Annotated in this window: 16 protein-coding genes and 1 tRNA gene; 6 read left to right on the forward strand and 11 right to left on the reverse strand. The window is 68.3% G+C overall.

The window, feature by feature from the left end; genetic code table 11:
- The first annotated feature begins 43 nt into the window (after positions 1-43).
- The 4 genes from VH571_RS03120 (at position 44) to VH571_RS03135 (ending at position 5,399) form a co-directional block, all read left to right on the forward strand.
- Positions 44-997: an EamA family transporter gene (locus tag VH571_RS03120; RefSeq protein ID WP_423263270.1), complete on the forward strand. Its 954-nt coding sequence runs from the start codon at positions 44-46 to the stop codon at positions 995-997.
- 172 nt (positions 998-1,169) lie between these two features.
- Positions 1,170-1,856, forward strand: coding sequence for a nicotinamide riboside transporter PnuC (gene pnuC, locus VH571_RS03125; RefSeq protein WP_423263271.1), 687 nt, complete (start codon positions 1,170-1,172; stop codon positions 1,854-1,856).
- A gap of 34 nt (positions 1,857-1,890) precedes the next feature.
- Positions 1,891-3,276 (forward strand): magnesium chelatase, encoded by a 1,386-nt coding sequence (locus VH571_RS03130; protein WP_423263272.1) that lies wholly within the window; start codon positions 1,891-1,893, stop codon positions 3,274-3,276.
- A 41-nt stretch (positions 3,277-3,317) separates the two neighbouring features.
- The gene (locus tag VH571_RS03135) at positions 3,318-5,399 is read left to right on the forward strand and encodes a vWA domain-containing protein (RefSeq protein WP_423263273.1); all 2,082 of its coding nucleotides are present in this window, start codon (positions 3,318-3,320) and stop codon (positions 5,397-5,399) included.
- Between the two features lie 319 nt (positions 5,400-5,718).
- Here the strand turns inward: VH571_RS03135 and VH571_RS03140 are convergent, their stop codons facing one another.
- The 6 genes from VH571_RS03140 to serS all read right to left on the reverse strand — a co-directional run bounded on the left by VH571_RS03140 (position 5,719) and on the right by serS (position 10,317).
- A complete protein-coding gene (locus VH571_RS03140) occupies positions 5,719-6,492 on the reverse strand; it encodes an SCO1664 family protein (protein ID WP_423263274.1) in 774 nt (257 codons plus the stop codon).
- Positions 6,489-7,052, reverse strand: coding sequence for a DUF3090 domain-containing protein (locus VH571_RS03145; RefSeq protein ID WP_423263275.1), 564 nt, complete (start codon positions 7,050-7,052; stop codon positions 6,489-6,491). The genes VH571_RS03140 and VH571_RS03145 overlap by 4 nt, the downstream gene beginning before the upstream one ends.
- Positions 7,053-7,177: 125 nt before the next feature.
- Positions 7,178-7,879, reverse strand: coding sequence for a histidine phosphatase family protein (locus tag VH571_RS03150; protein WP_055960871.1), 702 nt, complete (start codon positions 7,877-7,879; stop codon positions 7,178-7,180).
- Between the two features lie 31 nt (positions 7,880-7,910).
- A tRNA-Ser gene (locus VH571_RS03155) sits at positions 7,911-7,995 on the reverse strand.
- 184 nt (positions 7,996-8,179) lie between these two features.
- On the reverse strand, positions 8,180-9,055 hold the full coding sequence (locus VH571_RS03160; RefSeq protein ID WP_423263276.1) for an HAD family hydrolase: 876 nt from the start codon (positions 9,053-9,055) through the stop codon (positions 8,180-8,182).
- Positions 9,052-10,317, reverse strand: a complete 1,266-nt coding sequence (gene serS / locus VH571_RS03165; RefSeq protein ID WP_423263277.1) for a serine--tRNA ligase — start codon at positions 10,315-10,317, stop codon at positions 9,052-9,054. The genes VH571_RS03160 and serS overlap by 4 nt, the downstream gene beginning before the upstream one ends.
- A 128-nt stretch (positions 10,318-10,445) precedes the next feature.
- Here serS and VH571_RS03170 point away from each other — a divergent pair, with 128 nt between their 5' ends.
- Entirely contained in the window at positions 10,446-11,462 is a 1,017-nt protein-coding gene (locus VH571_RS03170) for a diacylglycerol/lipid kinase family protein (RefSeq protein ID WP_084816050.1), read from the forward strand.
- A gap of 116 nt (positions 11,463-11,578) precedes the next feature.
- Here VH571_RS03170 and pheA read toward each other — a convergent pair whose 3' ends face one another.
- On the reverse strand, positions 11,579-12,565 hold the full coding sequence (gene pheA / locus VH571_RS03175; protein WP_423263278.1) for a prephenate dehydratase: 987 nt from the start codon (positions 12,563-12,565) through the stop codon (positions 11,579-11,581).
- A gap of 131 nt (positions 12,566-12,696) precedes the next feature.
- On the opposite strand from pheA, the gene pgm reads away from it, so the two are divergent.
- Entirely contained in the window at positions 12,697-14,316 is a 1,620-nt protein-coding gene (gene pgm, locus VH571_RS03180) for a phosphoglucomutase (alpha-D-glucose-1,6-bisphosphate-dependent) (protein WP_423263279.1), read from the forward strand.
- 479 nt (positions 14,317-14,795) lie between these two features.
- On the opposite strand, the gene VH571_RS03185 is transcribed toward pgm, so the two are convergent.
- The 4 genes from VH571_RS03185 to VH571_RS03200 form a co-directional block, all read right to left on the reverse strand.
- Entirely contained in the window at positions 14,796-15,104 is a 309-nt protein-coding gene (locus VH571_RS03185) for a hypothetical protein (RefSeq protein ID WP_423263280.1), read from the reverse strand.
- A 169-nt stretch (positions 15,105-15,273) separates the two neighbouring features.
- A complete protein-coding gene (locus VH571_RS03190) occupies positions 15,274-16,983 on the reverse strand; it encodes an FAD-binding oxidoreductase (protein ID WP_423263281.1) in 1,710 nt (569 codons plus the stop codon).
- Positions 16,980-17,882, reverse strand: a complete 903-nt coding sequence (locus VH571_RS03195; RefSeq protein ID WP_235480979.1) for a lysophospholipid acyltransferase family protein — start codon at positions 17,880-17,882, stop codon at positions 16,980-16,982. Before VH571_RS03195 ends, VH571_RS03190 begins: the two co-directional genes overlap by 4 nt.
- Positions 17,879-18,658, reverse strand: a complete 780-nt coding sequence (locus VH571_RS03200) for an SDR family NAD(P)-dependent oxidoreductase (RefSeq protein ID WP_423263282.1) — start codon at positions 18,656-18,658, stop codon at positions 17,879-17,881. The genes VH571_RS03195 and VH571_RS03200 overlap by 4 nt, the downstream gene beginning before the upstream one ends.
- Positions 18,659-18,662: the final 4 nt, after the last annotated feature.

Consider the following 18,662-nt stretch of genomic DNA (forward strand, 5'->3'; position numbering starts at 1 on the left):
ATTGGCGCTGTCGTCGCCTGCCCGAGGACGACATGATGAGGGAATGTCTCCCCGCGACCGCCTTCTCGCTGCTCTCGTCGCTGTCGCGTGGGGTCTCAACTTCCCGGCCACGGCACTGGCCCTCGAGCACTACCCGCCCTTCTTCATGGTGGCGCTCCGGTTCGCGCTTCTCGCCGTGCCGACGATCTTCCTCATCCCGAGACCGGCCATTCCGGTTCGCTGGCTCCTTGCGGTTGGCGGCTGCCTCGGGATCCTGCAGTTCGCTTTCCTGTACCTGGCGATGAATGCCGGGCTCGCGAGTGGTCTCGCGTCGATCGTGCTGCAGGCGTCGGCGCCGTTCACCGTGGTGCTCGCCGGGTTCCTCCTCGGCGAGCGCATCACGAAGCGTCAGGCGATCGGCATCGGCATCGCCGTGCTCGGGCTTCTGGCGATCGCGCTGCACCGGGCGCAGGTCGCGGCGATCCTGCCCGTGCTGCTCGCGCTCTGCGCCGCCCTCGGCTGGGCGCTCGGCAACGTCGCCTCCCGCCGGGCCGCCGCACCGAATCCCCTCCACCTCACCCTGTGGATGTCGGTCGTGCCGCCGCTGCCGATGCTCGCGCTCTCGCTGCTGTTCGAGGGCCCCCGCCGCATCGCCGAGTCGCTGGCGACCGCGTTCACGGCGGAGGCGCTCCCGGCCCTCGGCGGCCTCCTTTACGTCGTGATCATCGCGACGATCGTCGGCTACGGCATCTGGAACACACTGCTGTCGAAGTACCCGTCCAGCACGGTCGCCCCGTTCTCCATGCTGGTGCCGGTGATCGGCGTGCTGGCCTCCTGGCTCGTCTTCGGCGAGATCCCCGACGGGATCGAACTCTTCGCCGGGGCGTTCGTGGTCGGCGGAGTGCTCTTCGCCAGCTACCGGCGCCGGACCAAGCGCGCATTACCCGGTGTGACCTCGCCCGATGGGAATGGCACGGGGCCCGTTACTGTTTCGTCAGAAGCTTCAGGGACGGTGTGATTCCGTACCGGCGGTGACAGCCCGCGAACCCCGTGCGATCACGGGGCCGAATCGGTCAGTCGCTCTCGTTCGCGGGGGCGATCATTCCGGTGCCGACAGTGGGGCGGACGACCTCGTCGGGGCCGTCCGGCTCAGACAGTCTGGATGAGAGAAGCTCCCCCACAGGAGAACCATGAGCGCCATCCACTGGCTGTTCGACGCGACATTCACGATCCACGATCAGACCGTCCTCTGGCGCGAGGTGATCGGCAACCTGTTCGGCCTCTTCTCGGCCCTCGGCGGCATGCGTCGCAAAGTGTGGGCCTGGCCGATCGGAATCGCGGGCAACGCCCTTCTCTTCACCGTCTTTCTCGGTGCGGTCTTCGAGACGCCCAACCCGGTCAACCTGCTCGGGCAGGCCAGTCGGCAGATCATGTTCATCGTCGTCTCGATCTACGGCTGGTACCGCTGGAAGCACGCGCGCGACGGAGGCGGAGACGCGGTCGAACCCCGGTGGGCAGGTGGCCGGGCGCGGATCCTTCTCGTCGTCGCCCTCATCGGCGGCACCGCGGTCGTGACACCGATCTTCACCGCTCTCGGCTCGTACTCGCCGGTCTGGGCCGACGCGTGGATCTTCGTCGGCTCGCTGCTCGCCACCTACGGCATGGCGAAGGGCTGGGTCGAGTTCTGGCTCATCTGGGTCGCCGTCGACGTGGTCGGCGTGCCCCTGCTGCTCGGCGCCGGCTACTGGGCATCGGCGATCATGTACGTCTTCTATGGGGCCTTCACGCTGACCGGATTCTTCGTCTGGGCGCATACCCGGCGCGTGGCAGCGGTGCCGGTGCTGCCGGATCCTGAGCCGGTCCCCCTCGCCCGCTAGGTCGTTGTCGGGGGTCGGGCGTACCGTTGCGCGCATGACCAGCCCTTCGCTCACAACGGTCGGCGAGCTCCGTGCTTCGGGCCACGCCCAGAAGACCGTCCGTGCCGAGATCCGAGACAACCTCCTAGACGCCCTTCGCGAGGGCCGAGACCCGTGGCCGGGGTTGCACGGCTTCGAGTCGACCGTGATCCCCCAGCTCGAGCGAGCGCTCATCGCGGGGCACGACATCGTGCTCCTGGGCGAGAGGGGGCAGGGCAAGACAAGGATCCTGCGGACCCTGTCTGGTCTCCTCGACGAATGGGCGCCGGTCATTGCCGGCTCCGAGCTGGGCGAGCACCCCTACGAGCCGATCACCACGGTGAGCATCCGTCGAGCCGCAGAGCTCGGCGACACTCTGCCCATCGAGTGGAAGCATCGCAGCGAGCGCTACGTCGAGAAGCTCGCGACGCCCGACACGAGCGTTGCTGACCTGATCGGCGACGTCGACCCGATGAAGGTGGCCGAGGGCCGCAGTCTCGGCGACCCCGAGACGATCCACTTCGGGCTGATCCCGCGGAGCCACCGAGGCATCGTCGCGATCAACGAGCTGCCCGACCTCGCCGAGCGCATCCAGGTCGCGATGCTCAACGTGATGGAAGAGCGCGACGTGCAGATTCGCGGTTACGTGCTGCGCCTGCCCCTCGACGTCCTCGTCGTGGCCAGTGCGAACCCCGAAGACTATACGAACCGCGGTCGCATCATCACTCCGCTGAAAGACCGGTTCGGCGCCGAGATCCGCACGCATTACCCGACCGAGCTCGACGACGAGATCGCCGTGATCCGGCAGGAGGCCGAGCTGGCCGCCGAGGTGCCCGACTACCTGATCGAGATCCTCGCCCGATTCACCCGCAACCTTCGCGACTCGAGCGCCGTCGACCAGCGGTCGGGGGTGAGCGCCCGGTTCTCCATCGCGGGCGCCGAGACGATCGCCGCAGCCGCTCTCCACCGGGCGACCCGGCAGAGCGAGCCCGAAGCGGTCGCCCGACCGGTCGATCTCGAAACGGCCGTCGACGTGCTCGGTGGCAAGATTGAGTTCGAATCGGGCGAAGAGGGGCGCGAAGACGAGATCCTCGACCACCTGCTGCGCACGGCCACGGCCGAGACGGTGCGCGCGCACTTCCGCGGGCTCGACTTCGACGTGCTCGTCTCCGCCATCGAGAACGGCGTCATGGTCACGACCGGCGAGCAGGTGGCCGCTCGCGACTTCCTGGCGGGGTTGCCGTCGCTGGGCGAATCCGAGATCTACGACGACATCTGCGCACGCCTCGACGCCACCACCGACGGCCAGCGCGCCGGCGCCATCGAGCTGGCCCTCGAGGGCCTCTACCTCGGCCGTCGGGTGAGCAAAGAGTCGGGCGGGGGCGAGACGATCTATGGCTGACGCCGTGCTCACTCCCGTTGACCAGGTGCGGACGGTATCGCATGCCTAGAGCAAATCGGCGTCTCACGCGCGACTCTCGCTACGGTCGCTACACGGGTGGGCCGGATCCTCTGGCTCCCCCGGCCGACCTGACCGAGGCGCTCGACGCGATCGGGCAAGATGTGATGGCCGGCTACTCGCCCGAGCGGGCCCTCCGCGAGTTCCTACGCCGTGGTGGGGCCGACCGCCCCGGGCTCGACGACCTCGCCCGCCGGGTGGCCGAGCGCCGCCGTGAGCTCACCCAGAAGAACAACCTCGACGGCACGCTGCGCGAGGTCAAGGAGCTGCTCGACAAGGCCGTCCTGGCCGAGCGAAAGCAACTCGCCCGCGACGCCCTACTCGACGACACCGACCGCGCCCTCGCCGAGATGCAGCTCGACAGCCTGTCGCCCTCGCCGGCCGCCGCCGTCAGCGAGCTCAGCGACTACTCGTGGCAGAGCGCCGAGGCCCGTCAGAGCTACGACAAGATCAAAGAGCTGCTCGGCCGCGAGATGCTCGACCAGCGGTTCGCCGGCATGAAGCAGGCGCTCGAAGGTGCCACCGAAGCCGACCGCGAAGCGATCACCGCGATGCTCGGCGACCTCAACGCTCTTCTCGACGCTCACCGCGAAGGCGTCGACACCCCCGAGATGTTCGACGACTTCATGGCGAAGCACGGCGCGTTCTTTCCTGAAGGGCCCCAGAACGTCGACGAACTGATCGACGCCCTTGCCGCGCGCGCCGCCGCCGCCCAGCGCATGCGCAACTCCATGACGCAGGAGCAACGAGACGAACTCGACGCCCTGGCACAGCAGGCGTTCGGGTCCCCCGAGTTGATGCAGGCGCTCGGGCAGCTCGACGGCAACCTCCAGTCACTCCGCCCCGGCGAAGACTGGGGCGGGTCCGAGCGGATGGAAGGCTCCGAAGGGCTGGGGCTCGGCGACGGCACGGGCGTCTTCCAAGACATCGCCGACCTCGATGCGCTGGCCGACCAGCTGGCCCAGTCGTCGAACGGCTCACAGCTCGACGACCTCGACCTCGACGCGCTCACCCGTCAGCTTGGCGATGCCGCATCGGTCGATGCCCGCGCCCTCCAACAACTCGAGAAAGCACTGCGCGACTCGGGCGCGATCCAACGCGGCACCGACGGCCAGCTTCGCCTCACCCCGAAGGCCATGCGCCAACTCGGCAAGGCTCTTCTCCGCGACGTCTCGGAGGCACTCTCGGGGCGTCGCGGCAACCGCGACGTGCGACGCGCCGGCGCAGCGGGCGACCTCTCTGGCGCCTCGCGCGAGTGGGAGTTCGGCGACACCGAACCGTGGAACGTCACCCGGACGATCACGAACTCGATTACTCGTACGGCCGGTGCGGGGCTTCCTGCCGGCTCGCACGTGCGGATCGAGGTCGGCGACATCGAAGTGCTCGAGACCGAGGCCCGAACTCAGGCCTGTGTCGCCCTCCTCGTCGACACGTCGTTCTCGATGGCGATGGAAGACCGCTGGGTGCCGATGAAGCGCACCGCTCTCGCGCTTCACACGCTCATCACGAGCCGGTTCCGCGGCGACGACCTGCAGCTGATCGGCTTCGGGCGCCAGGCCGAGGTGATGGAGATCGAGAAGCTCGTCGGGCTCGAGGCCATGTGGGACAAGGGCACGAACCTCCACCACGCGCTCCTGCTCGCGAACCGCCACTTCCGCAAGCATCCGAATGCCCAACCGGTGCTGCTGATCGTCACCGACGGCGAGCCGACCTCGCACCTCGAGCCCGACGGCGAGGTCTACTTCAACTACCCGCCCGATCCGCTCACCGTCGCCTACGCCGTCCGCGAGCTCGACAACTCCATGCGGCTGGGCGCCCACACGACGTTCTTCCGCCTCGGCGACGACCCCGGCCTGGCGCGCTTCATCGCGTCGATGGCCAAGCGCGTCGGCGGTTCCGTCATTGCGCCGGAGGCCGACGACCTCGGCGCCGCGGTGGTCGGGTCGTACCTCGGGTCGCGGCAGGCGGGTGGCGCGGGTGGGTTCGGGGCCGGCGGGTTCGGGGCTGGTGGGTTCGGGGCCGGTGGCCTCAGCGACTATCCCGGCCGTTTTGGTGGGCTGTTCTAGCCGCGTGCGGCGCTGAAACAGCCCGATCGGCACAGACCCGCCGCCGAGTGCCGCCTAATGCTGCAGCAGATTGACCCCGCCCGACAATTGCCGCCACTCGCGGCCCGGCGTGGCGGCGGTCGCAGCGCCGGGCGGCCGAGGCCCGGCGTGGCAGCGGTCGCGCCGACCGGAACGTCGCCGAGTGCCGCCTAATGCTGCAGCGGACGGACCCCGAACGACATTTGCCGTCACTCGCGGCACGGCGCGACCGCGGTCGCAGCGGCGGGCGGCCGAGGCCCGCACGAGGCCCGGTGCCGCGACCGCCGCCGCGCCAGAGGGGCTAGAACAGAGGCCAGGGCACGGCCGGCATGTGCCCGTGCGGCGCCGGGAACCGACCCCGGGCGAGAAGACGATCGCAGCGGGCGGCGAGCGCGTCGACCTCTCTCACGCTGAGCAGCCCGTCGAGCGCTGTGCCGAGTTCGCCGCCGAGACCCTCGCGGATCCTTGTGGCGCCTGCCCGCTCGTCGTCGCTGAGTTCGTCGTCGATCCACCCCCACAGCACCGTGCGGAGCTTGTGCTCGACATGGAAGGTGAGGCCGTGGTCGACGCCATACCGGTGGCCGCCCGGCATCGCCAAGACGTGCGCCCCCTTGCGGTCGGCGTTGTTGACCAGCACGTCGAACACGGCCATGCGACGGAGTGCAGCGGTGTCTTCGTGGATCAGCGACACCGGTCGGTCTTCTTCGTCGTCACCGTCGAAGACGTGACGCCACCCGTCGCCCGGCACGGCGTCGGTGGGAACGAGGTCGACCGGGTCTTGCTCAGGGTCAATGTCTTGCCAGAGCTGCACCATGCCTTCACCGAGCGGCCCCTGGCCCAGCCACGTGTGGGGCACGATGTTCCAGCCGAGCGCCTCTGAGACCACGTAGGCCGCGACTTCTCGGTGGGCAAGGTTGCCGTCGGGGAAGTCCCATAGCGGTTTCTCGCCGGCGATGGGCTTGTAGACGACGGCCGTCTCGCCGATGGTGCCGAGGAAGGTGGCGTTCGACGCCGTTCGGATGCGGCCGGCGAGCTCGAGCTCACCGACCGGCGGTTCGACGGCGTTGGTGGTCACAGCAGGTCGTCGAGCGGAGGGCACGTGTGCCCTCCAGGATCCATCGGGGTCGCGCACAGAGGACAGAGCGGCCGACCCGCACCCACGACCTCGATCGTGCGCTTGGCGAATGCCCGCGCAGTCCCCACGGGGATCTTGACCCGCAGCACCTCGCTCGGCGGTGTCGCCTCGCCGAACTCGTCGCTGTCGTCGAAGCCGTCTTCGGAATCGTCGTAGGGGTACGCCTCGATGACGACCTGGGCGGTCGAGGGATCCCACCCCAACGTGATCGCCCCGATGCGGAATTCGGGCTCGACGGGTTGGTCGAGCGGCTCGTTGTCGACGAGCTCGATCGGCGTCGTGGCGGGGATCGTAATCGGGTTGCCCTCGGCGACCATCAGCTCGTCGAGGATCTCGTCGATCTTCGCGGCGAGAAGCTCGGACTGCTGCTTTTCGAGCGCGACACTGGTGACTCGCGAACCGGCGCGGGCCTGGAGGTAGAACGAACGGGCTCCGGGCTGGCCGATTGTGCCGACCACCAGCCGGTCGGGCCAGTCGAATCCGTGGACGATTGTGGGCATGCTGTCATCCTACGAGCGTCCGCCGACACTGGTTCGCAGTCGGGTTGACGGTCGAGTTTCACGAGCACCTGCAGCGTGATCGGCGGGTGCCCGAGCGGCCCGCCGCGCTGGCCGAACGGCCTGTCTCAGGCGGCTGGGTGCCCCGCGCCGCCGCCGACTGCGGCGTCGGCGTCCGGCTTGGCGACGCGAAGCCAGCTGAGATCGCCGGAGTCGGTGTTCGTCGCCATGACTTCGGGGCGGCTCGATCCGTAGCGGATGATCGAGACCGAGGCCGGGCCCACGCTGATGCGCTGGAACAGATCGAGATGCATGCCGAGGGCATCCGCCAGGATCGACTTGATGATGTCGCCGTGACTCACCGCCGCCCACACCGCCTGCGGCCCGAACTCAGCCTCGAACGCGGCGTCGTGCCGACGGATCGCCGCCACCGATCGCGCCTGCATCACCTGCATCGACTCCCCGCCGGGGAACACGGCTGCCGACGGCTGCGACTGCACGACCGACCACAGCTTCTCGCTCGCCAGTTCTTTCAGCGGCCTGCCCTGCCAGTCGCCGTAGTCGCACTCGGTAATCGCGCGATCGAGCGGCGTCTGCGGGTCGAAACCCTGGGCTCGCTGCGCCTCTACGACGAACTTGGTCGTCTGACGACACCGCTCGAGAGGGCTCGAGACCACGCCGACGAGGGGAACATCGGACAGGCGCTCGGCGGTGCGGAAGGCCTGCTTGCGTCCTACGTCGTCGAGTCGCACGCCAGCGGTGCGCCCGGCGAGGATGCCGCTCGCGTTCGCGGTGGTGCGCCCGTGCCGCACGAGGATCACTGTGGCCATTTGATCGACTCCGGCTTCTGGTCTGCTGGTGCGGAGGGCGTGGGATTCGAACCCACGAGACATCTCTGCCCACTTGTTTTCAAGACAAGCTCCATCGGCCGCTCGGACAGCCCTCCCGGGCGCGACCCTCGAGTCGCGACCATGACGATCTTATCCGACGTGCCTGCCGCTCCCTTCAAGAGGACCAGAGTTCGGCCCAGGAGGAGATCGCAGCAGGTCTGACCCTGCAGGCAGGAGGGCACGGCCGTGACGTTCCTTTTGACAGGAGCACCTCACCGCGGGGCCTTTCGGAAGGACCGACTAGCGCAGGGTGGCAAGCGCCGACGCGAGACCGTCGTCGACGTCGCTGCCGGTGCGCTCGGAGGCCACGTCGAGCACGTCGTCGGGCGCTTGGCCCATGGCGACGCCGCGACCGGCACGGGAGGCCCAGGTGAGCATGTCGATGTCGTTGCGGCCGTCACCGACCGCCATGACGCGCTCGGCCGGGATGTCGAGCCAGGTGCGCACACGCTCGAGCGCGGTCGCCTTGGTGACGCCGAAGGGCGCGATGTCGAGCCAGGCAGTCCACCCGACGTTGTAGCTGACCTTGTGAAGGCCCATGCTCTCGACGATCTCGAGAAACTCGTCGAGGCTGTGAGACGGCGACATCACGACGACACGGGTTGCCGCTACGCCGCAGAGCTCAGCGAACGTGGCCTCGCGGCTGGTCGGGGTGAGGGCGATCTCGGGGAACGCGCCGAGGTAGAGCATGTTGCCGTGGGCGTCTTCGACGGCATAGCCCGCACCTTCGAGTCGACCGTCGATGGTGGTCAACACCTCAGTCGGGTCGAACTCTTCGACAAAGACGGTCTTGTAACCATCGGAAGAGGTGTCGTCGCGCCCGAGGGTCATGGCACCGTTCGAGCAGACGACGTAGTCGGAGTCGAAACCGAGACGCTCGATCACGGGCAGGGTCATCGCGACGGAGCGCCCGGTGGCGATCATCACTTCGTGCCCGTCGAGCCGGAGACGCGTGATCTCGTCGGCCACCGCATCGCTGATCTGCCCGCCCTCGGTCATGATCGTGCCGTCGACGTCGAGTGCGACCAGCCAGGCGTCGTCACGACGCGGCCGAGGAGCGGGCGAGATGGTGGGCACGGAGAACGAGAGCTGGGACTCTGACGAATCGTGGCTCACGCGACCGGCTCCAAGACTTCGAGACCGCCCAGATAGGGCTGCAGGGCTGCCGGCACGACGACCGACCCGTCTTTCTGCTGGTGCGTCTCGAGGATCGCCACCATCCATCGGGTCGTCGCCAGGGTGCCGTTGAGCGTCGACACCGGCGCCGTCTTGCCCGACTCCGTGCGGTAGCGCGTGTCGAGGCGTCGCGCCTGGAACGTCGTGCAGTTCGAAGTCGAGGTCAGCTCGCGGTACGTGCCCTGCGTCGGCACCCAGGCCTCGATGTCGAACTTGCGGGCGGCACTCGACCCGAGGTCACCGGCAGCGACGTCGATCACGCGGTAGCTGAGCTCGCAGGCCTGCAGCATCTGCTCTTGGAACGACACCAAGCGCTCGTGCTCGGCCTCCGCCTGATCGGGGTGAATGTAGCTGAACATCTCGAGCTTGTTGAACTGGTGAACCCGCAGGATCCCGCGGTTGTCTTTGCCGGCAGCACCGGCCTCGCGCCGGTAGCAGGTCGACCACCCGGCGTACCGGATAGGCCCGTTCGAGACGTCGAGGATCTCGTCGGCGTGATAACCGGCGAGAGCCACCTCGCTGGTGCCCGTCAGATAGAGGTCGTCGGCGGGCAGGTAGTAGATCTCGTCGGCGTGCGAACCGAGGAACCCGGTGCCCGCCATGACCTCGGGCCGCACCAGCGTGGGTGTGATGAGGGGGGTGAAGTCTTCGGCGATGGCCTTGTCGAGGGCCATGTGCATGAGGCCGATCTCGAGGCGGGCGCCTACGCCGCGCAGGAAGTAGAAGCGCGAGCCCGACACCTTGGTGCCGCGCTTGATGTCGATCGCGCCGAGCTTCTCACCGAGGTCGGCGTGGTCGAGCGGCTCGAAGTCGAAGGTCTTCGGTTCGCCGTGAGTGCGGAGCGTGACGAAGTTCTCTTCACCCCCGGCAGGAACACCCTCGATGATCGGATTGGCGACCCCGCGCATCGCGACGTCGAACGCCTCGTCGGCCGCGGTCGATGCCGCCTGGGCCTCCTTGACGCGCGCAGCCAGCTTCTGCGCTTCGGCGACGAGCTCTTTCTTCTCCTCCTTGGGCGCCTTCGCAACCGTCTTGCCGAAGGCGTTCTGCTCGGCGCGGAGGTCTTCGTAGACGGCGATCGCGGCCCGACGCGCGACATCGGCGGCGAGCGCGACGTCGACGGCCTCGGTGGAGTCGCCGCGGGCGAGCTGGCTCTGCTTGATGCGGTCGGGGGCGTCGCGGAGGAGCTGGGGATCGATCACCCAGTCAGTCTAAGGAGTCCTCGCCCGGCGTCGAGGCGGAGACGATCGACCTGTGGGCAAGTCGTGGTCTTGGCCGCCGTTAACACCCCCGCCACACGACGGAGGCGCCCGTCGAATACGGTTGTGCCATGAGCCACCCATCCCCCGCCACCGCTGAAAGGGATGACGAGATGCACCCGGCCTCGCCCCGACCGGTCGCCGCAGTCGTGTACAACCCCATCAAGGTGTCGCTCGCCGACATCAAGAAGTCGGTCCGCCGTCACCAGCAGAAAGCCGGCTGGGGCGAAACCCTCTATTACGAGACCTCGATCGACGACCCGGGCGGCGGCATCACGCGCCAGGCGGTCGAGGCCGGCGCCGACATGGTGATAGCGGCGGGCGGAGACGGCACGGTGCGCTGTGTCGCCGAGGCGCTCCGCGGATCCTCGACGGCTTTGGGGTTGCTCCCCTCGGGCACCGGCAACCTGCTGGCGCGCAATCTCAAGCTCAGCCTGGACCACCTCGACAACGCGATCTCGACTGCGTTCAACGGCGTCGAACGCCAGATCGACCTCGGGGTCGTCGACATCGAGAATCCGGATGGCACGCGCGACCGCTCCTGCTTCGTCGTGATGGCCGGGCTCGGGCTCGACGCGCAGATGCTGGCGAACACGAACGACAAGCTCAAGGCGCGCGTCGGCTGGCTGGCCTACGTCGACGCCATCGCGAAAAGCCTCCGCGACAACAACTCCATCTCGATCCGCTACGACCTCGACGGCCTCGGCCGGAAGACGATGAAGACCCACACGATCATCATCGGCAACTGCGGGCTGCTGCCCGGCAACCTGATGCTGCTTCCCGACGCGGCCGTGGACGACGGCGTGTTCGACATCGTCGCGCTCCGCCCCGAACGCAAGATCGACTGGGTCGGCATCTGGCTCAAGATCGTGTGGGAGAACGGGATTCTGCGGCGCTCTCGAGCGGGTCGTCAGATCATGCGGCTCGCGCCCGACCTCAAGACGGTCCGCTATATGAAGGGCTCCGAGATCGTCGTGCGACTCGACTCCCCGCAGGATTTCGAGCTCGACGGCGACTCCCACGGCATGGCGGTGGCGATCCGCGCGTGGATCGACCCGCTGGCGCTGCGGGTGCGCGTTCCGGCGTAGGGCTGCTCGGCGCGGAGCCGCGGCATGATCCGACGCGGATCGGCCGAAGCGACCTGGCGCGCCGGGTCAGTACGGCCGAATCGCGTCGTGTCGCGACGCATCGCCGAATGCGGCGACTAGAGCTGCTCCGGCTCCCCCGCCACGAGACCGCGCAGCCAGTCGCGCGCCTCGACGAACGCCTGGTTGTCGTACCGCGGCGTGACCGTCACCTCACGTCGGTCGGCCCGCGGATATGAGCCGAGGAAGATCACGTTCGGACTGAACCGCTTGAGCCCGAGCAGCGCGTCGGCGACCCGCTCGTCGAGGATGTGCCCGTCGAGGTCGATCACGAATCGGTAGCGACCGAGGGCGTCTCCGATGGGGCGCGACTCGAGCAGGCTCATGTTGATGCCGCGCGTGGCGAACTGCTCCAGCATGTCGAGCAGGCCTCCGGCTCGGTCGTCGGGGAGCTCGGCGATGATCGACGTCTTGTCGGAGCCGGTGGCCGGCGGCACCGCCGACACGCGCCCCACGAGCACGAAGCGGGTGACCGCGTTCGGGTTGTCGCCGATTCCGTCGGCCAGCACCTCGAGCGGGTAGTGCTCGATGATTCCGGGTGGGGCGATGGCCGCGTCGGCCAGGCCGCCGACGACTTCGCCGGCGCCGACCGGTGGCAGCAGGGCGGCGGCGGCGGCGACGTTCGAGGTGGCCGGCAGGTGGCCGTGGTCGGGCAGCGCCCTCTCGAGCCATAGCCGGGTCTGCGCGTAGGCGACCGGATGCGCGTTGACGACCTTGACGTCTGCCAGCCTCGTGCCCGGTCGGGCCACGAGCACGAAGTCGACTTTGACGAGATACTCCCCGACGATCCGCAGGCCCGGAACGTTGGCCAGGGCATCCTGCGTCGCGCTAACCCCTCCGTCGATCGAATTCTCGATCGCGATCATGGCGGCCACACTGCGACCGGCGACGACGTCGGCCAGAGCCTCGCCCACGTTGTTGACGCTCCGCCAGCTCTTGCCCCGAGCCTCCGGAACCTGCTTCAGCGCCGCCTCCGTGAAGGTGCCGGCCGGGCCCAGGTAGCTGTAGGTCTCGAGCGGGTCGGGGGCGTGGTCGATCGCTGACATGGCTCAGAGCCTAGGGCAGGGCGACGAGCCCACGGATCCTTGTCTCCCCAGCAAAGACAGACACGAGGATCCGCCGCCGCACCTGTGGACAACCACGACACACGTCTGCCGTCAGTGCCACTATTGCTCACATGACCGATCGCGCCGGCACCTACGCCACCCCCGAAGACCTCATCAACCCCGAGGCCGTCTCGGCTGCCTATTACGAGCTGATCCCCGACGTGTCCGACCCCTCGCAGAAGGTCGTGTTCGGCACGTCCGGTCACCGCGGCTCATCGCTCGACGCCGCCTTCAACGAGGCTCACATCGCCGCCATCACGCAGGCGATCGTCGAGTACCGCACGGCGCAGGGCATCACCGGGCCGCTGTTCATCGGCCGCGACACGCACGCGCTCTCGGGCCCTGCCGAGCGCACAGCCCTCGAGGTGCTCGCCGGCAACGGGGTCACCGTGCTCGCCGACGCCGAGGGCGGCTATGTGCCGACGCCGGTCATCAGCCACGCGATCCTCGTCTACAACAACGACCCCGAGCACACCGATCGGGCCGACGGCATCGTCGTCACGCCGAGCCACAACCCGCCTCGCGACGGTGGCTTCAAGTACAACCCGCCGCACGGCGGCCCGGCCGACAGCGACGCGACGTCGTGGATCGCGAACCGTGCCAACGAGATCATCGCCGGCGGGAACGTTGAGGTGAAGAAGAGCATGGTGAGCCCCGGGCGCCACGACTTCCTGCGCGGGTATGTGATCGACCTCGCCAACGTGATCGACTTCGAGGCAATCAAGAAGGCCGGCATCCGCATCGGCGCCGACCCGCTCGGTGGTGCGAGCGTCGAATACTGGGCCGCCATCCGCGACGCGTACGACCTCGACCTCACCGTGATGAACCCTGGAGTCGACCCGACCTGGCGCTTCATGACCCTCGACTGGGACGAGAAGATCCGGATGGATCCGTCGAGCGCTTCCGTCATGGCGAGCGTCGTCGAGCGCAAGGACGAGTTCGACATCGTCACCGGCAACGACGCCGACGCCGATCGCCACGGCATCGTCACGCCCGACGAGGGGCTGATGAACCCCAACCACTACCTGGCCGTCGCCATCGATTACCTCTACAGCCACCGTCCCGACTGGCGTGCCGACGCCGCAATCGGCAAGACGCTGGTCTCGTCGTCGATCATCGACAAGGTCGCCGACTCTCTCGGTCGCCGACTCTGGGAGGTGCCGGTCGGCTTCAAGTGGTTCGTGCCCGGTCTCGTCGACGGCAGCGTCGCGTTCGGCGGCGAGGAGAGCGCCGGGGCGTCGTTCCTGCGCCGCGACGGCTCGGTCTGGACCACCGACAAAGACGGCATCATCCTCGCCCTGCTCGCCAGCGAGATCCTAGCGGTAACCGGCAAGACGCCGTCGGTGCTCTACAAAGAGCTCACCGAGAAGTATGGAGACCCGGTCTATCAGCGCATCGACGCAGCCGCCTCGAAAGAGCAGAAGGCTCGACTCGGCAAGCTGAGCGGCGACGACATCACGGCGACCGAGCTCGCGGGCGACCCGATTATCGCGAAGCTCAGCGAGGCTCCCGGCAACGGTGCCGCGGTCGGCGGGCTCAAGGTCGTGACCGAGAAGGCGTGGTTCGCGGCGCGGCCGTCGGGCACCGAAGACGTCTACAAGATCTACGCCGAGTCGTTCGAGGGTCCGGAGCACCTGAAGCGCGTGCAGGCCGAAGCGAAAGAGATCGTCGACGCGGCGCTCGGCGCCTAGTTCGGGGGCTGCCCGTCGGGCGGGTGCTCCGCTCTGGCGGTGCTCCACTCTGGCGTTGCGCCGAGTGCCGGCAAATGCGGGTGTGGCGGTCAGCCGAGCTGCGATTGGCGGCACTCGGCGGTGTCGCCGCCGGTGCGCGGGGCGGAACGACGCTGAGTGGCGCCAAATGCGGGCGTGGCGGCCAGCAGCGCTGCATTTGGCGGCACTCGACGATGTCGCCGCCGGTGCGCGGGGCGGGCTGACGCTGAGTGGCGCCAAATGCGGGCGTGGCGGCCAGCCGAGCTGCATTCGGCGGTGTCGTCGGGGGCGGGGCGGAGGAGGCGCACGAAATGGCCTGCGTGCCGAGATCCCGCAGGCGGGAGCGGAGATCAGGCCACCTGGCGCGGGTGACGCCGGGAGTGAGCGGGGGCGGGCCGGATCCTGCGTTCCTTGCAGGAGAGAAGCACCCGGCCCGGATGACGGGCCCGGGGAACCTCAGCTCAGAGAACGTTCGGCTGCTGCGCCCACCAGGCGGTGATGGTTCCGGCGACCCCGCGGGCCTGCTGCTCGCGCATCGCCAGGCCGTAGTCGCTGTCGATCGCTCCGGCGATCTTGACCGCCAGCGCCCGATCGCGCACGCCATGGCCGAGTTCGATCAGGATCGGCCGCACCAGGTCGTCGTACTCGCCGTCGGCGACGCGCGCCGGGCCGACGCCGATCGGATCCCACTGCCCCACGATCTCGGCCAACTCGAGTTCGAGCACGGTGAATCGGCTCCGGTCGGCGTTCGATCCACTGGCGGTGCGCATCCCGACAGTCTGCCGCATGCCAGAAGGTGCGCCGCGACGGAACCCCTCGCGGGCATACGCCAAACGGACTACCCGACCTGCCGCGGCAGGAGGGGTAGTCCGTCAGACGTGGTGCGGCGTAAAGGCGCCGAGCCGCAGCGGCGCAGCGACGCAGAGGCGCAGCCCCGAACTACTTGCCCGTCACCTTGCCCGGGTTGAAGTTGCGCTTCGGGTCAGCCGAGTCGAGCAAGCCCTGCATCAGCGCGAGGCCGGGCTGCGAGACGTCCTGGCCGAGCCAGGGGGCGTGCTCGAGACCGACACCGTGGTGGTGCGACACCGTGCCGCCCTCGGTGATGAAGGCGTCTTGGATCGCCTTCTTGACGATGTCGTATTGCTCGAGCGGCTGGTCGCCGTGCTCGAACGCGAACGTGAAGTAGAGGCACGCTCCCGAGTGATACGAGTGCGACAGGTGCGCCATGATGAGGCCCTGCGCGCCGATCTTCTCGAACGCGCGGTTCGCCGCGGCGTAGACGCCGTTGTACAGCGGGAGCAGCTTCGACCAGGGTGCAGCGGTCTCGGACACGTCGGCTGCGCCGCCGTGGTCGAGGAAGAAGTCGCGGAGGTACGGGGTGTCGAACTTCTTCTGGTCGTAGAGCACGCCGGGGCCCTTGCCGACGCCGAAGCCGCCGTGCTTCTTGACGATCTTGGCGACCAGCTTCTCGTTGCGGTCGACGTGCTCGTCGGAGCCCTCGTAGCCGATGAACGACAGGCAGATCTTCGAGAGGTCCCAGCCCTTCAGCTTCATGAACTTCTGCACGCCCTGGTTGAGGAGAGACGCGATGCCCTTGCTGGCCTTCGACGTCGCGAGCGACATCTCGGTCTCGAACTCGTTCGACACGCGCGTGATCGAGGGGTTCGCGTCGCTCTCGGCGATCGCCTGCATGGCCTGCAGGCCGGCCTCCCAGGTGGGGAAGAAGTAGGCGAGGATCTCACGCTTCTCGGGGATGCGGTGCACCTGGACGGTGACCTCGGTGATGATGCCGAGGCGTCCTTCGGATCCGATGATCATTTCTCGAAGCGACGGGCCCGTCGATGCCGACGGGACCGCGCGGATCACGACGACGCCGTCGGGCCGCACCATGCGCAGGCCCTTGGTGATGTCGGCGATGTCGCCGAACTTGTCGGACTGCATGCCCGAGGAGCGGGTCGCGACCCAGCCGCCGAGGGTCGAGTGGGTGAAGCTGTCGGGGAAGTGGCCGAGGGTCCAGCCCTTGGCGTTCAGCTGCTCTTCGATGGCCGGGCCCTGCGCTCCGGCCTGGATGCGAGCGATGCGTCCGTCGTCGTCGATGTCGAGCACGCGGTCGAGGCGCCCCATGTCGAGCGAGATGACGATGCGCTCTTCGGTGGGCATGGGCTCGAGCGAACCGACGATGTTGCTGCCGCCGCCGAAGGGGATGAGCACGAGGTCGTGCTCGACGGCCGCGGTCACGATCTTGGCGATCTCCGACTCGGTGGCCGGATAGACGACGGCGTCGGGGGTGCGCGGGAACACGCCGTTGCGGATCCGGATCAGGTCGCGGATGCTCTTGCCGTAGGTGTGGACGACGCGCTCCATGTCGCCGAGCACGACGTGGCCTTCGCCGACGATCAGCGAGAGGGCGCTCGAGACGTCGGCGGTGATGCGCGAGGCGGGGATCTCGAGATCGTCGAAGGCCGGAACGGCGGTGACCTCATCGGAGTGCAGGTCGACGCCGACCATCTTCTTCACGAACGGAGCGAACGCGGGCTTGTCTTCGTGGTGGAAGGCGACCCCCTCGACACCCCAGCCCCACCACTTCATGTGCTTGACGTCGGGCCCCTCGTCGGGGGCGGACGTCTGGCGGGGTTTCAGGTCGGTCACGGGCGGACTCCTTTGGACGGATCGGACTGACCGAGGATATCGGCCGAGTACTGGTTTCGAATGCGAAGAATCTCGTCGCGGAGACGTGTCGAGAAAGCGATGGCGGTCTCGTCGGGCTCGGGGCGCATCGGATCTCCGAATGCGACGCCGACGGGGAGGCGGCCGGGGCGCGGCCAGTGCGCTCCACGGGGGTGAGCGATATTGGCCCCGATCAGGGCGAGAGGCACGATAGGAACGTCACAGGCTGCCGCGAGACGAGCGGCGCCCGGCTTGAACGATCCCATCTCGCCGTCTTTGGAGCGCGTGCCTTCGGGGAACACCAGCACCGGAAAGCCCCGCTGGAGCAACGAGACCGCACTCACGGAAGGGTTCTCTCGGGCGGGCTTGGCGCGCTTCTTCGAATCGCGACGGCCACCCCGCTGAATCGGGAACGCGTTGAAGAAGAGAGAGGTCAGGCCGCGACGCCACCAGACGTCGAAGAAGTAGTCGGCGGCCGCTCCGGTCGCGAGGTAGCGCGAGAGCTTGCGCGGCAGGGCACTCACGATGAGCGGCGCATCGAGGTGGCTGGAATGGTTCGCGATAAGCACGAAGCCACCCTCGAGACCGATCAGCCGCTCTCGCCCGATGACCGTCACGTCGGTGATCGACCAGATCGTCGGCTTCATCACCCAGCGCTGGGCCACGAAGCGCACCGAGGCGTGCATGCGCGAGTTGAACCGGTCGCGGACGTCTTCCGCCGCTTCGCCGAGACGACCGCGCACGTCGGCCGCGGTGTCGTTGACCCGACCGGCCACCGCCCCGATCACCGACGCCGCGGTCGGCTCCGACCCGTCGGCGGCCTTCTCTTCGGGCAGGGCCTCAGGATCCGGGCGTTCGCCCTTCGACTCCTCCACGCTCATGCCTCCACCGGTTTCTTGCGGCCCGACGAGATCGCCGCCGAGACGCCTCGCACGGCGCTCTTCGGTGCGTGACGGAGCAACCCGACGAGCACTTTGTACCGAATGGTGGGTATGGAGATCACTTTGCCCCTGTCGACGTCGCGCAGACACGCGGTGACCAGTTGTTCGGCGTCGAGCCAGAGGGAGTTTGGGATGCTCGACGTGCGAATGGCGGCGCGCTGATGGAATTCCGTCCGCACCCAGCCCGGCAGGACGGCGGTCACAGTGACGCCCGTCCCCTTCAGTTCGACGGCCAGCCCCTCCGAGAACGACGTGACCCACGCCTTGATCGCCGAGTAGGCCCCCATCGCGAGCAGGCCCGCCGTCGACGAGACATTGACGATGCGGCCCTCTCCGCGATCGCGCATCGAGCGTGCCGCCGCGGCCGAAAGCACGAGCACTGCGCGGCACATGACCTCGAAACCGAGATCGAGACCTTCGACGTCGTGCGAGGTCAAGGGGATGTGCATGCCGAAACCGGCATTGTTCACCAGGAAATCGATCGGCCGGGCTGGATCCTCGAGCCGTGCCGCCACGCGGTCGACGTCTGCGCGCTGCGAGAGGTCGGCCGGAAAGAGCTCGACGCTCACGCCGAGACCGCGGAGGTCGTCAGCGGTCGACGCAAGCCTCGCCTCGTCTCGAGCGACGAGAACGAGGTCGTATCCCCTATGTGCGAGCTGGCGGGCAAATTCGGCTCCGATGCCGGACGTGCCCCCGGTCACGAGCGCTACAACCATGCCG

Source organism: Frondihabitans sp. 4ASC-45, assembly GCF_049472575.1.
GTDB lineage: Bacteria > Actinomycetota > Actinomycetes > Actinomycetales > Microbacteriaceae > Frondihabitans.

Coding starts and splice junctions, on each gene's coding strand:
- VH571_RS03120 (WP_423263270.1), top strand. CDS start 44: ATGTCTCCCCGCGACCGCCTTCTCGCTGCTCTCGTCGCTGTCGCGTGG.
- pnuC (WP_423263271.1), top strand. CDS start 1,170: ATGAGCGCCATCCACTGGCTGTTCGACGCGACATTCACGATCCACGAT.
- VH571_RS03130 (WP_423263272.1), top strand. CDS start 1,891: ATGACCAGCCCTTCGCTCACAACGGTCGGCGAGCTCCGTGCTTCGGGC.
- VH571_RS03135 (WP_423263273.1), top strand. CDS start 3,318: ATGCCTAGAGCAAATCGGCGTCTCACGCGCGACTCTCGCTACGGTCGC.
- VH571_RS03145 (WP_423263275.1), bottom strand. CDS start 7,052: ATGCCCACAATCGTCCACGGATTCGACTGGCCCGACCGGCTGGTGGTC.
- VH571_RS03150 (WP_055960871.1), bottom strand. CDS start 7,879: ATGGCCACAGTGATCCTCGTGCGGCACGGGCGCACCACCGCGAACGCG.
- VH571_RS03170 (WP_084816050.1), top strand. CDS start 10,446: ATGAGCCACCCATCCCCCGCCACCGCTGAAAGGGATGACGAGATGCAC.
- pheA (WP_423263278.1), bottom strand. CDS start 12,565: ATGTCAGCGATCGACCACGCCCCCGACCCGCTCGAGACCTACAGCTAC.
- pgm (WP_423263279.1), top strand. CDS start 12,697: ATGACCGATCGCGCCGGCACCTACGCCACCCCCGAAGACCTCATCAAC.
- VH571_RS03185 (WP_423263280.1), bottom strand. CDS start 15,104: ATGCGCACCGCCAGTGGATCGAACGCCGACCGGAGCCGATTCACCGTG.
- VH571_RS03195 (WP_235480979.1), bottom strand. CDS start 17,882: ATGAGCGTGGAGGAGTCGAAGGGCGAACGCCCGGATCCTGAGGCCCTG.
- VH571_RS03200 (WP_423263282.1), bottom strand. CDS start 18,658: ATGGTTGTAGCGCTCGTGACCGGGGGCACGTCCGGCATCGGAGCCGAA.